9 protein-coding genes are annotated in these 13,939 nt (G+C 59.3%); 5 read left to right on the top strand and 4 right to left on the bottom strand.

Translation table 11 applies throughout. From position 1 onward, the window contains the following. The first annotated feature begins 75 nt into the window (after positions 1 to 75). On the top strand, positions 76 to 453 hold the full coding sequence (locus tag AACY36_RS08970) for a response regulator (protein WP_339416288.1): 378 nt from the start codon (positions 76 to 78) through the stop codon (positions 451 to 453). A 30-nt stretch (positions 454 to 483) separates the two neighbouring features. Here the strand turns inward: AACY36_RS08970 and AACY36_RS08975 are convergent, their stop codons facing one another. The 4 genes from AACY36_RS08975 to AACY36_RS08990 all read right to left on the bottom strand — a co-directional run bounded on the left by AACY36_RS08975 (position 484) and on the right by AACY36_RS08990 (position 9,766). Further along, positions 484 to 5,226 (bottom strand): hypothetical protein, encoded by a 4,743-nt coding sequence (locus AACY36_RS08975; RefSeq protein ID WP_339496986.1) that lies wholly within the window; start codon positions 5,224 to 5,226, stop codon positions 484 to 486. Between the two features lie 150 nt (positions 5,227 to 5,376). Then, positions 5,377 to 7,020, bottom strand: coding sequence for a response regulator (locus AACY36_RS08980; protein WP_339497000.1), 1,644 nt, complete (start codon positions 7,018 to 7,020; stop codon positions 5,377 to 5,379). Positions 7,021 to 7,064: 44 nt separating this feature from the next. Next, positions 7,065 to 8,567: an ATPase domain-containing protein gene (locus AACY36_RS08985; RefSeq protein WP_339416293.1), complete on the bottom strand. Its 1,503-nt coding sequence runs from the start codon at positions 8,565 to 8,567 to the stop codon at positions 7,065 to 7,067. Positions 8,568 to 8,710: 143 nt separating this feature from the next. Next, a complete protein-coding gene (locus AACY36_RS08990; RefSeq protein WP_339416295.1) occupies positions 8,711 to 9,766 on the bottom strand; it encodes a tetratricopeptide repeat protein in 1,056 nt (351 codons plus the stop codon). A 216-nt stretch (positions 9,767 to 9,982) separates the two neighbouring features. Between AACY36_RS08990 and AACY36_RS08995 the strand changes: the two genes are divergently transcribed. Genes AACY36_RS08995 through AACY36_RS09010 form a run of 4 tightly spaced genes read left to right on the top strand, consistent with a single transcriptional unit; the run spans position 9,983 to position 13,872 of the window. Beyond that, the gene (locus AACY36_RS08995) at positions 9,983 to 10,750 is read left to right on the top strand and encodes an SDR family NAD(P)-dependent oxidoreductase (RefSeq protein WP_339436355.1); all 768 of its coding nucleotides are present in this window, start codon (positions 9,983 to 9,985) and stop codon (positions 10,748 to 10,750) included. Between the two features lie 12 nt (positions 10,751 to 10,762). Beyond that, complete coding sequence (locus tag AACY36_RS09000; RefSeq protein WP_339496987.1) at positions 10,763 to 11,947, top strand: acetyl-CoA C-acyltransferase; 1,185 nt, start codon at positions 10,763 to 10,765, stop codon at positions 11,945 to 11,947. A gap of 12 nt (positions 11,948 to 11,959) precedes the next feature. After that, on the top strand, positions 11,960 to 13,087 hold the full coding sequence (locus AACY36_RS09005) for an acyl-CoA dehydrogenase (protein ID WP_339416299.1): 1,128 nt from the start codon (positions 11,960 to 11,962) through the stop codon (positions 13,085 to 13,087). A gap of 11 nt (positions 13,088 to 13,098) precedes the next feature. Continuing rightward, complete coding sequence (locus AACY36_RS09010) at positions 13,099 to 13,872, top strand: enoyl-CoA hydratase (RefSeq protein WP_065873077.1); 774 nt, start codon at positions 13,099 to 13,101, stop codon at positions 13,870 to 13,872. Positions 13,873 to 13,939: the final 67 nt, after the last annotated feature.

The raw sequence follows: 13,939 nt of genomic DNA on the forward strand, positions 1-13,939 counted from the left end.
CAATCGTCACCTTGACGCAACCTCTGCGTGACCCCATGGTCGTAATTGCAGCAATTGACCGGACAAAGGCTTCCCATGAGTGAAGATGCGCAAGATGTCGTTCTGATCGTAGAGGACGACGAATCCATTATGTTTGTGCTGGGCGAGTACCTGGCCGGCCTGGGTTATCGGGTATTGAAGGCCGTCGATGGGGAGCAGGCCTTCGAAATCCTCGCAACCAAGCCGCACCTGGACCTTATGGTGACCGACTACCGCCTGCCTGGTGGGATTTCCGGGGTGCAGATCGCCGAACCCGCGATGAAGCTGCGACCCGAGCTGAAAGTGATCTTCATCAGCGGTTACCCGCAGGAAATCCTCGACTGCAACAGCCCCATCACGCGCAACGCGCCGATCCTGGCCAAGCCGTTCGACCTGGATACGCTGCAAGCGCATATCCAGCGGTTGTTGGCTTAAGGGCACGGCGCGCGCCGCGCATTTCAGTGGTTAATGGGACAGTTTCTGCACGTTCGCATTGAGCACACTGGCGGGTGTAAACGCGAATTGCCAGCCCTGCTTTCCATCGAACCCGTCGAGGAACGCTTGAAGGCCTTTACCGTTGGCTTTATCGAGGTGGTATACCGTCATCCCGCCGCTGACCTGCGGTGGGTTGCCATGGCGGATCATTGCCACGTCCAAGTCCGGACTATTGGTGTTGAACAGAAATAATTCATTGTGTTTGGTCTTCTGAACATAAACCGTGTGGCCGAAATCCCCACCGTCATTGGCATGCTTGAAGTTGATAAGCCCGGACTCCTTGATGTCGGCGGCGTTGAAAGTGGTTTTCAAGTTGTCGGGTTTGATGCCCATGATGTCCAGGTAACTTGGCGAATAATTGGTGGCCGCCAAGGTATCCATCCTAGCCAGAACAGCGTCATACACCTTGGTTGAGAGTGTTCTCTCGGCTTGCCCTACGCGCAGGGCCGCCCTGTAACAGATCAAACCCTTGTTGGCCGGATGGGTATGAAGTACCTCCCAGTTCTTTTTCAACTCAAGGTGGGAGAGGCTACGGGGCACTCCGGAGGGGATAATCGGGTCTTCATACAGCGTTTTGAAGTCTGCTGAGAACACACTGTTCCTGGCCTGCCAGGCATCGTCATGATCGAAGACCTTGAACTCCAGCTTATTGGCGTCTGTGCTGTGCGTTTTATAGTGCGGCCCCAGTTTTTTGTCATGAAAAACCTTTTTCAGGCCCGCTTCCATTGCGTCTGCGCTGGGAAAGGTGGCGACGCCGAGATTCGGGTCATAAAAGTAAAAGTTCTTTTGCCCGTTTTCGATTCGGACGCCGGCCGCCATTGCATGGTTGGGCGAGTCAATCATGAGGGATTTTGATGCGGTTGCCGCATCCAATTCCTTGACCATGTTTTGATAGGACACCTGTCGAATGGGCATGCCCGCATGGAAAGACGTTTCACCGCCGACCTGAGCCTGAAGCTTGCGTAACCTCTCGATAAATCTGCGAGAAGCCGGATCAGCCGGGAAGGCAGCAGCGGTATACAGGTTTTTGATCAGGGTTTTTTCCTTGCCGTGCGCCATGGCGGTTGCCATGGCGCGCGAAAGGGCGGCGCACTGCCCGTCTGACAATTGCGCGGTCTGACTGAAATACACCACTTGAGGCACAGGCACGACGTTACCGAATCGGGGCTCTATCCTGTTTATAAACCGCGTGGACCTGCTCTTGCCGACTCCGTAGGCGATGTCATCGTAGCGTCGGACGAGAACCCCTATCTGTTCCGCTGTCATGCCCCGTTTAGTGGCCAGACGCATAATGTCTTCAATGGATGAGGTGCTGGAGAGTTTCTCAACGATCTTCGGGTCACCCAACGTGTAGCCATCGTCAAACCTGGTTTTTTCTGGGCCGCTGCGATATTCACCGACAACGCGCTTCCAATTGTTGACCATGGCCTCATCGATACGTCTGGTGGGGTCCGATGCTCTTGTCCACGCTCCGAAATGATCCACCTCGATGCGTGCCGCCGGTAAAAAGTCCTTCAGTGGCGAACCATAGGGCTGTTGCGTAATGGGGTTATAGGCGTACCACTTGTCTTGTTTTAGAACCGCTGGACCCTCTATGAAGTCGTTGTTGAACTTGAATGTGCCATAAGACGAAGCGTCGACGTTTTTACCGGCCTTGAGCAGTTCGTAACTGTCAGTGCTGCCGGCCAAGAGTTTGTAACCGCCGACAGCGCCTTTTTGCAGGCCTTTGAGGGGGAGGGCCACCAGATTTGCGAAGGCGTCGAGGGGGTTGAGCGTAGACATCGCTGTTCGCCCGAATACTTTCGTAAGCCTGCCCAGCGTATTCAGGGATGACACCCCCGCTTGCACGCCCTTGGCGGCTTTGGCGGCAGCGCCCAGACCGACCATGAAACCGAAGGCATCAAATGCCAAGTCGACGATTCCCGCACCAATGTCCCCGGCCTGGAAGCTTTTGATCGCTGGATATAACGGAAGAAAGTTCACGACGAACGCGCTGGCATGCTTGTACCAAGGCAGCCGCGTATCGAAGGTAGTCTGGCCCCTGGCTTGATTTTCGAATGAGCGTATATCCGCGTGGCTCACCAGTGCATCGGCAATGTAGGCGGTACGGTCACTGTTGAAACTGTTGGGGATACTGTCGGAGGCGGTTTCATCCTTGACTGTCGCTGCGTGGTTTTTCTTGGGCAGTACCCTTGGGTATTCAGAAACTGAAAAACCCGCTCGGTATGGCGCCACCATCGCTCCCGGAACCACGTTTTTCAAATCATCGCGCCGACTGAGCGTATTTTTTTCCAGGTTGATCTCATATACGGTAACAACGCCCTGGCGTTCGGTCCGGATCAGCAGGCCGGTGCGGTTGGTCAACGTGCGTCTTTTGGTTTCTCCGTAATTGTCAGTGCTTACCTGCACCTGTTTGAAGGTTTCAAGCGTGCCTTGCTCAATATTTTTACGCGCTTCGAGTGGCAGGGTGGCGATCAGGTGCTTCACCTGTGCACCCATTGCCTTCTCCATCTGCGCGGCATAAACCGCAAACGCTTTGGCGAATACGACATTGATATCGGGCAGGTCCTTTACAACGTTCAGGCGGTTAATGGGCACGCTGGGGTCGTTGGACGTCCAGCCCCGGCCAAGTGCCCCGGTGAATCCCCCGTTCATGTAAATATCCACGACCGAATGCGGGCCTACGTCATCTCGGCCCTTAGCCACCGCCTCAAGGCTTTGCTTTTCAAAGTCGATGCCTTCACCGAATGCCTTTTTCAAGGCCCCGAGCGCCAATGCGCGACGCGCCGGCATTTCACGGGAGAACGCCTGAGACCCTGCGCTCAACTCTTCAAGTTGTGCGTTGTAGGCCGTGCGTACGCTGTCCATCTGGAGCGCGGCGTACTCATCCTTGGCGTTGGCGGTGATGACGCCATTGGCGATGCCCCAATCCATGAGCGCAGCCTGTTGCGCTGAGGCCGCGACCATTCGATCTTCAACGGTAATGGGTGCCCGTTCCGCAAGAGTGATCACTTGCGCATACGTCATAAGCGCAGTCGACCCCGGTGCCTTGGCTTCCAGGCGTGCCACTGCGACCTCAAGGCTGACCCAGGAGTGGGAGCCGCAGGTGACGCCGGCGGGAATGTCCTTCACCAGGTAAGCCGGCGCCCGGCGTGATAACAACAAGTAAGCGGCCACAGGAGCCAGTTCCGCAGTGGCTTTTTGCTTGTCCTCTAGATGATCGGACAGCGCCGTGACAACCGTTGAAGGGTGTTTGCCGACGTGCTCGGAATGCGCCAGGTCGAAACCGGCAACCTTATTACGACTGGGGGCGCCGGAGCGGTCCAGCAAGGTTTCCTGGTCCAGGGACAATTGCAGGGCCGTCAACAGCCAATCGGCAACACTGGTTTCGCTCGAGAGGCCTGCGAATTTGGCTTCAAGTGACGTGCCCACCCGCTGCCCTTCAGTCGAGTTGATGATGCTCTCGACAACCCTGCGGGGCTGGGCCAGCGTCGATCGATCCAGGACCAACTTGCTGGTCAATTGCCTGAATAGGCCGTATTTGGCGCCTGGCAGCATCGCAAGCGGTTGGTAACTGCTCAGCTGATCTTGATGGCTCGGTGGTAGCGGCCAGGACAGTGCGCCGCCCAGATTGCCATGCGGCGGCGACAGGGGGGTGGCGGCAGTGGTGCTTGTGGCGAGGTTGCGCAACTCTGCCAGGGTGGTTGGCATCATCCAACCGTTGTCTTCTATAAATCGCTTGAGGCTGGCACTGCCTGCTGCCGCTAAACCCTGGTCGCGATAGTAGGGCGAGTGTGGATCGATAGGCAGAGTGATGACGCCCAGAAGCTGTTCCAGATCGTTTTTTACCCTGGCCTTGAATTGATCGGGACTAATATAACCCACAGAACCGGGCGGTAATTGCGCCTTCTCCTGAGCATCCAGGTACAACGGCACAAATGCGGCCAATACCCGATTAATGATCTGGTTGCTGAATGTGTGCCGGTTATTGACGTCGGCCATCTGAGTCTTTTGGTGTTCGAGCGCATCGCCGTGGCTCAAGTGTGCGCTGCCTGCGAAAACGTTCTGCTGCTCCAACTGCGCAGCACGGTCGTTCGCAGCATCAACGGTTGTTGGCAGGGCTTCGCCGTAAAACGCCGCCGCCTCCTTCACCTGCGCCATGTCGCCCCTGGGCGCGAATATGTAGGTTTGACCGTTCGCCAGAACAGTAGCTGCCTGCATGATAAGCGGCCAAGACAGGGGCAATGCGTGGCTCCTGTCACCGACGAAACTGCCGAAATACTTGGACGTCACCGACTGGCTCTGCGCACCAGCAAGAGGCTTGACCCTGAGCACTGCAAACCCCGGGGTATTGCCTTGCGGCGGGAACAATGAGATGGGTTTTGAAAGGTCGATCCGATTCTTCTGCGCCCATTCCTTGAGGTCCGGGGCCTGGAGGAGGGCGCTTAGCTGTTGGCGCCATTGGCCGAACGTCGAATCAGGCGGAATCGGCCCAATCGGCTGATCGCCGATAGACCAGGGCTTATCACTGTGAGTGCGCAAGCTATTGGCATACAGCTCGGCCAGTTGATGGTCACCATCAACGCTTAGCGGCTGTACAGAGGCGTCGGTTTGCAGAGCCGACAGCGACAGGCGCGGTGCTTGGATAAGCGGGGGGGCAAGTGGGACAAAATGGGCAAGCGACGGCGTGGAGAGGTGTGCAGACAGGGTCATCAGTGCGTTCTCAGTCGGGACTGTCGAATAGGTTCGCAGCGTCGTTCTGCGAGGGTTTCCTACCTGTTCGTGTACCGAAGGAACTAAATGATTCCACGATTACCCTGCCGACCAATTACCAAGTAATGCAGGACGGGTGACAGTTGCTTGTCAGTGGTCCGTCATCTCGACTGACTGCTTGATCATCTCCCGGACCTTCGCCGTCAACAGATCAAAGGTGAACGGCTTGGTGATCAACTGCATCCCGGGATCAAGGAAACCGCCACGCACCGCCGCATGCTCGGCGTAACCGGTGATGAACAGCACCTTGAGATCCGGACGGATCTGCCGGCCGATTTCCGCCAGTTGGCGGCCATTCATGCCGGGCAGGCCAACGTCGCTGATCATCAAGTCAATACGTTGCTCCGACTCGATGATCGGCACCGCCGTGTTGGCGTCACCCGCTTCGACATAGCCATAACCCAACTCTTTGAGTACCGCGCTGACCAGCACACGCACGGCGGGGTCGTCCTCGACAATCAGCACCGTTTCCCCCGCATTGGCGCAAGGCAGAAGCGCTGGGTCAGCCGCCACCTCGGCGGCGACGTCGCCGATGAACCGTGGCAGAAACAGACTGACCGTCGTGCCTTTGCCCACTTCGCTATGGATGATCACATGGCCACGCGACTGGCGGGCAAACCCGTAGATCATCGATAAACCCAGCCCCGTGCCCTGGCCGATGGGCTTGGTCGTGAAAAATGGGTCGAACACGCGGCCGATCACACTTTCCGAAATGCCACAGCCCGTGTCGCTGACGCGCAGTTCAACGTAGTCACCAGGCAGCAGGGTGCCGTAGGCGGCGGTGAATACACTATTGAGGTGGCGGTTAGTGGTCTCCACGGTCAGGCGGCCACCGTTGGGCATCGCGTCACGGGCATTGATCACTAGGTTGAGCAGGGCGTTTTCCAACTGATTGGGGTCGGCCTCGGCGGTCCACGGCTCGTGGGTGAGTTGCATGTCCAGCGTGACACTTTCGTTGATGCTGCGTTTGAGCAGCTCACCCATCGAGGTCACCAGATGGTTGATCTCCACGGGCTTGGGGTCAAGTGATTGCCGGCGCGAAAACGCTAGCAGCCGATGGGTAAGGCTCGCCGCACGGTTAGCGGAGGTCACGCCCAGATCGATGAGGCTGTCCAGGTCGTCCAATCTGCCCCGGGAAATACGCCTTCGCAGCATTTCCAGGCTGCCGATGATCCCAGTCAACATGTTGTTGAAGTCGTGCGCGATACCGCCGGTGAGCTGGCCAACGGCTTCCATTTTCTGGGATTGGCGCAGGGCTTCCTCGTTGCTTCGCAGCTGCAGGGTGCGTTCTTCGACCTGCTGCTCCAGGGTTGCCAACGTACGTTGCAGGCGCAGTTCGCTCTCACTTAAGTCAACCAGGCGGTCGCGCGCATCATACTGCCGGCGCCGGCTGCGCACGGCAGTAGTGACCAGGCTGATCAGTGTGGAGGGGTGAAACGGTCTTTCCAGAAAGGTCACGTTGCCAAGCAAATTGCTCAGGTGAGACGAGCCGCTTTGCTCCTTGCCGCCATGGTGAGTCATCAGCACGATGGGCAAATCGGACCAGGGCGGCTGGCGACGCAGGCATTCAAGCAACGCATTGAGGTCAACACCACGCAAGGCTTCGACGGCCACGATCAGCAGGCCGGCGCCTTGCTCCAGCGCCTCGCACAGTCGTGGCAAGTCGCTGGCAATCAGGCTGCCATACCCCGCTTCTTTAAGCATCATTGACGCAATTACGCTATCACGTCCCATCGGCGCAAGAATGATTGCTCGCTCGGATACCGTTAACTGCGTACTCACTCTGACGGGTCCGCGAGCAGCGGGGCTTCAGTCCCCATGTAAGTCGGCACCCCGCGCAATACGCCCTGGAACGACTCGAGTGGGTCACCAACAGCCACACCGCCCGCGCCGATGCGGTACTCACGGATGGTCGACTCGTGGGTACCGGTACGTTTCTTGATCACGGAAATAGCCCGTCGGACTTTGCCGAGTGCCTCGAAGTAACGCAACAGGATCACCGTGTCTGCCAAGTAAGTAAGGTCGACGGGCGCCTGCATGTCACCGACCAGGCCGTGCTGGGCAACGGTCATGAAGGTCGCGGCACCGCGCCGGTTGAGGTAAAGCAACAGTTCGTGCATGTGTAGGATCAGCGAGTTCTCTTCCGGCATGGCGGCCTGGAAACCGTTGACGCTGTCGATCACCACCGTCTTGATGCCGCGCTCGTCCACGCAGCGCCGCACACGGTGAGAAAACTCGCCCGGTGACAGCTCGGCGGCATCCACCTGCTCAATGAAAAGATTGCCGGTTGCCTGCAGTGCTGGAAGATCGATGTTCAACTGCCGCATGCGTTCGAATAGCAGGCTGAGTTCTTCATCGAAAATAAACAGCGCGGCTTTCTCTCCACGCGACACGGCGGCAGCAGCGAACAGGATCGAAATCAGCGACTTGCCAGTGCCGGCTGGGCCCAGGATCAACGTGCTGGAGCCGGTCTCGATACCGCCACCCAGCAATGCATCCAATTCGCCAATGCCGCTGGTGAGTGTTTGACGGACATAGCCGGCGCGATGTTCGGCGGCCACCAGTCGCGGGAATACGTGGATGCCATCGCCGGCGATGGTGAAGTCATGAAAGCCACCGCGGTATTTTTGCCCACGGTATTTAACCACGCGCACGCGACGCCGCTCGGCACCGTAGACGGGTGTCAGCTCTTCCAAGCGGATAACGCCATGGGCAACGCTGTGTACGGTTTTATCCAGCGCCTCGGTGGTCAAGTCATCCAGCAACAGGACCGTGGCGTCATAGCGCACAAAGTAGTGCTTAATCGCCAGGATTTGCCGGCGGTAGCGCAGCGAACTCTGCGCCAGCAAGCGGATCTCCGACAAACTGTCGATCACCACGCGGGTCGGCTTGACCCGTTCCACCGCTTCGAAGATCTGCCGGGTCGCTTCGCCCAATTCCAGGTCGGACGAATACAACAGACTTTGCTGGTGATCAGTGTCGAGAAAGCTCTCGGGCGGCGTCAGCTCGAATATGTGGATGTTGTCATCGAGGTCCCAGCCATGGGACTTGGCGCCCTGGCGTAACTCGCGCTCGGTTTCCGAGAGTGTGATGTACAAGGATCGCTCGCCGCATTTGGCGCCGTCCTGAAGAAAGTGGAGGGCGACGGTGGTTTTGCCTGTCCCAGGCTCACCCTCAAGCAGGAACAAATGGCGGCGAGACAAACCGCCGGCAAGAATGTCGTCGAGACCGACGATACCGGTGGCTGCTTTGTCACTTGATAGCGCGTTGGATGTAGACAAGAAGTGCCCTCAGGTCACATACGAGTAGAGGTGCGCGGTCGTTCGAACGCGCCATATTCTCTTGACCGTTGTGTATTCCGGGGGTTCAACCGTTTCAGGAGGTTTGTGCGGTGCATCAGCGTTCAGAACACTTTGCTGAAGCGCTATAGACCCTGTTGCAGTGCCGGATCGTCGGGATTCTGCTGTTCCAGTTGCGCGAGCAGCACTTGTACGTTCTGGAGCTGACCGCTTTCCTTCCAATAGTTGACCAGCAAAACCCGGGCTTTGCGATTGGCGGGGTGGCGTTGAATGATCTCTTCCAGTTGTCGCTGGGCGGCTTCCAGTTCCTGCTGGGCGTGCAGGGTAGTAGCGAGGTCGTAGCGGTAATCCTGATTGCCCGGTTCCAATTCCACCGCTTTGGACAGACCCAGCAGGGCATAGGGGCGCTCGCCATGGTGCAGCAGCCACATCCCCAGCGCGTGTTGCAGATACGCTGATTCCGGGTGCGCCGTCAATTGGCGCGCCAGTAACTGCCGGGACTCGTCGGTCTTGCCCTGTTTGTCTAGCAGCTCGATCTGCGCCACCACGGCTTGCAGGTTGTCTGGCTGCAGTCGCATCGCCTGTGCCAGCGCATTTTGGGCTTGCGGCAACAGTGCGCTGTGAATGTACAGGCGCGCCAGTTGAATCCAGCCTTCGGCCGTTTCGGGTTGGGCCTTGAGCGCTTTCACAAACTCATCCAGCACCTGCTGCAAAGGCCCGAAGTACAGGCCCAGGGTGTCGGGGGACAGGCCCAACAGGGCGTTGGCGGCGGTGAATCGTACAGCTTGTTCGGGATCATCCAGTACCGGGCCGAGTAACAGCGTGCGCTGGCCGGTGGGCACCAGGCCGACAATGCTATGGATGGCCGCCTCGCGGACCAGCGCCGATTCGCTGCTCAGGTCTTTGTCTGCAAGCTTCAAGGCATGAGGGCTAGGGTAATTGGGCAGTTCGGCGTGCAACGCCGCGCGGCGCTCGGGCGACAGGTCCGTCCGGCCGAGTTGCTGATACAGCACACGGGCGGCGCCGGGCTCACCGTTGCGCGCCTGTTTCAGGGCTTTGGAGTAACCATGGGCAATCGCAGCCGGTACGGCCACCGGGGTGGAACGGGAGAAATACCAGATCAGCACAATCGACAATAGGGCGCACAGGCCGATGATGGAGTAACGGCGAGACTTTGACATGCAGGCGTCCGAAAGCAAGGCAGGAATGCAAAGCCGTCAGCTTCGGTCAGAGCATGGCGGGTGTCAAACCCGGGAGAAGCTTGCGCCCCATCGCATGTTGATCGGCGGGGGCGATGACTGGCCAAAACAGTCAGGTAGCTTGAAGGTTTTGACCATTGCCGCAGTGGCGCTCCAGAGCGACTATTCCGACAATTCGGACCGTTCAAGGAAACAATAATGCAGATTGAAAATAAGATCTTCCTGGTCAGCGGCGGCGCTTCTGGCCTCGGTGCGGCTACCGCTGAGATGCTCATTGCCGCCGGTGCCAAAGTGATGCTGGTGGACCTCAACGCCGACGCGGTGGCGGCCAAGGCCCAGCAGCTCGGCGAGAACGCCCGCAGTGCAGTGGCGGATATCAGCCAGGAAGCGGCTGCCGAAGCCGCCGTGCAGGCCACGGTTGCAGCGTTTGGCGGTTTGCATGGGCTGGTGAACTGCGCCGGTGTGGTGCGTGGCGAAAAAATCCTCGGCAAAAACGGCCCCCATGGGCTGGCAAGTTTTGCCCAAGTGATCAACGTCAACCTGATCGGCAGCTTCAACCTGCTGCGCCTGGCGGCTGCGGCCATTGCTGATACCGAGGCGAATGCCGATGGCGAGCGCGGTGTGATCATCAATACCGCTTCCGTGGCCGCATTCGACGGGCAGATCGGCCAGGCAGCCTACGCCGCCTCCAAAGGCGCTATTGCCAGCCTGACGTTGCCTGCCGCACGTGAGCTGGCGCGCTTTGGCATTCGCGTGATGACCATCGCCCCCGGCATTTTCGAAACACCGATGATGGCCGGCATGACGCCCGAAGTGCGCGACTCCCTGGCTGCCGGCGTGCCTTTTCCGCCACGCCTGGGCAAACCCGCCGAATACGCCGCGCTGGTGCGGCACATCATTGAAAACAGCATGCTCAATGGCGAGGTGATCCGTCTCGACGGCGCCTTGCGCATGGCTGCCAAGTAAGGAGCATTCCCCATGACTGATCCCATTGTTATTGTCAGCGCCGTGCGCACGCCCATGGGCGGGTTCCAGGGCGACCTCAAGGGCCTGACCGCGCCGCAGCTGGGTTCCGCCGCGATTCGTGCCGCCGTTGAGCGCGGCGGTATCGCCAGCGACGCCGTGGATGAAGTGTTGTTTGGCTGCGTGCTGCCCGCAGGCCTCGGCCAGGCGCCCGCACGCCAGGCCGCATTGGGTGCCGGGCTGGACAAGGGCACCCGTTGCACCACCCTCAACAAGATGTGCGGCTCGGGCATGGAAGCGACGATCCTGGCCCAGGATTCGCTGCTGGCCGGCAGCGTCGACGTGGTCATTGCCGGCGGCATGGAAAGCATGTCCAACGCGCCGTACCTGCTGGACCGTGCGCGTAGCGGCTACCGCATGGGCCACGGTCGTGTACTTGACCATATGTTCCTCGACGGCCTCGAGGACGCCTACGACAAGGGGTGTCTGATGGGCTCCTTCGCCGAAGATTGCGCCCTGCATAACGGTTTCACCCGGGAGGCCCAGGACGCGTTCGCGATTGCCTCGCTAACACGTGCGCAACAGGCGATCACCCATGGCAGCTTTGCTGCGGAGATCGTCCCGGTGCAAGTCACCGTGGGCAAAGAGCAGAAAACCATCCTGCATGACGAACAGCCGCCCAAGGCCAAACTGGACAAGATCAGTAGCCTCAAACCGGCGTTCCGCGAAGGAGGCACCGTGACGGCGGCCAATTCCAGCTCGATTTCCGATGGCGCGGCGGCGCTGCTGCTGATGCGCCAGTCCGACGCTGAGAAACGCGGCCTGAAGCCTCTGGCAGTGATTCATGGGCATGCGGCATTTGCCGATGAGCCGGGGCTGTTTCCGGTGGCGCCGGTGGGGGCGATTCGCAAGCTGATGACCAAGACCGGCTGGAGCCTGGATGAAATCGACCTGTTCGAGATCAACGAAGCCTTTGCCGTGGTCAGCCTGGTGACCATGAGCAAGCTGGAAATCCCCCACGCCAAGGTCAACATCCACGGGGGCGCGTGTGCCCTGGGCCATCCGATCGGCGCCTCAGGGGCGCGGATTTTAGTAACGCTGCTCTCGGCACTGCGCCAGAACGGCCTCAAGCGCGGCGTCGCCGCCATTTGCATCGGCGGTGGTGAAGCCACAGCCATGGCCGTCGAATGCCTGTACTAAGGACTTATCATCATGCTGGCGAATGAAGAACAACGACAGATCAGCGACGCGGCCCGGCAATTTGCCCAGGAGCGCCTGAAACCCTTTGCTGCCGAATGGGACCGCGAGCACCGTTTTCCCAAGGAGGCCATCAGTGAAATGGCCGGACTCGGCTTTTTCGGCATGCTGGTGCCGGAGCAGTGGGGCGGATGCGACACCGGTTACCTGGCTTACGCCATGGCGCTGGAAGAAATCGCCGCAGGCGACGGTGCCTGCTCGACCATCATGAGCGTGCACAACTCAGTCGGTTGCGTACCGATCCTGAAATTCGGCAACGAGGAGCAGAAAGAGCGATTCCTCAAACCCCTCGTCAGCGGCGCGATGCTCGGCGCCTTTGCGCTGACCGAACCCCAGGCCGGCTCCGATGCCAGCAGCCTGAAAACCCGCGCGCGCCTGGACGGCGACCATTACGTGCTGAACGGCTGCAAACAATTCATCACGTCCGGGCAGAACGCCGGTGTGGTGATTGTGTTTGCCGTGACCGACCCGGCTGCCGGCAAGCGCGGGATCAGCGCGTTTATCGTGCCGACCGACTCGCCGGGCTACAGCGTGGCGCGGGTCGAAGACAAGCTCGGCCAGCATGCGTCTGACACCTGCCAGATCCTCTTTGAAGACCTGAAGGTGCCGGTCGCCAATCGGCTGGGTGAGGAGGGCGAAGGCTACAAGATTGCCCTCGCCAACCTCGAAGGTGGCCGCGTGGGTATCGCCTCGCAAGCGGTCGGCATGGCGCGCGCGGCGTTCGAAGCGGCCCGCGACTATGCCCGCGAGCGCGAAAGCTTCGGCAAACCGATCATCGAACATCAAGCCGTGGCCTTTCGCCTGGCCGACATGGCCACTCAAATCGCAGTTGCCCGGCAGATGGTGCATTACGCCGCCGCCCTGCGTGACAGCGGCAAGCCAGCACTGGTGGAAGCCTCGATGGCCAAGCTGTTTGCCTCGGAAATGGCCGAAAAAGTCTGCTCGGCCGCCTTGCAAACCCTCGGCGGTTACGGTTACCTGAGCGACTTCCCACTGGAGCGGATCTACCGCGATGTGCGGGTCTGTCAGATTTACGAAGGCACCAGCGATATTCAGCGCATGGTCATCTCACGCAATCTTTAAGGAGCCGATACATGAGTTACGAAACCATCTTGCTCGAAGTCCAGGGCCGCGTCGGGCTGATTACCCTCAATCGCCCGCAGGCCCTGAACGCCCTGAATGCGCAACTGGTCAGCGAATTGAACCAAGCGCTGGATGGCTTGGAAGCCAACCCCGAAATCGGCTGCATCGTGCTGACGGGCTCGAAAAAGGCCTTTGCCGCCGGCGCCGATATCAAGGAAATGGCCGAGCTGACCTACCCGCAGATCTATCTGGACGACCTGTTCAGCGACAGCGATCGCGTAGCCAACCGTCGCAAACCGATCATTGCCGCGGTCAACGGCTTCGCTTTGGGCGGCGGTTGCGAACTGGCGTTGATGTGCGACTTCATCCTGGCCGGTGATAACGCCAAGTTCGGCCAGCCGGAAATCAACCTCGGCGTACTGCCAGGCATGGGCGGCACGCAGCGCCTGACCCGCGCGGTGGGCAAGGCCAAGGCTATGGAAATGTGCCTGACCGGACGCTTTATCGATGCCGTGGAAGCGGAGCGCTGTGGAATTGTCGCGCGTATCGTGCCGGCCGATGAGTTGCTGGAAGAAGCGCTGAAAGTCGCCACCCTGATTGCCGGCAAATCAGTGCCAATCAGCATGATGGTCAAGGAAAGCGTGAACCGTGCGTTTGAAGTGAGCCTGTCGGAAGGCGTGCGCTTTGAGCGCCGAGTGTTCCACGCAGCGTTTGCAACGCAGGATCAGAAGGAAGGCATGGCGGCGTTCGTGGCCAAGCGGGCGCCTGAGTTCAAAGATAAGTAACAGCTGCTAGCCTCAAGCTGCAAGCCTCAAGTAAAAACCAGTTTCCCTTTACTTGCCGCTTGCAGCT

It is taken from the genome of Pseudomonas sp. EA_15y_Pfl1_P101, assembly GCF_963970835.1.
Classification (GTDB): Bacteria; Pseudomonadota; Gammaproteobacteria; order Pseudomonadales; family Pseudomonadaceae; genus Aquipseudomonas; species Aquipseudomonas tritici.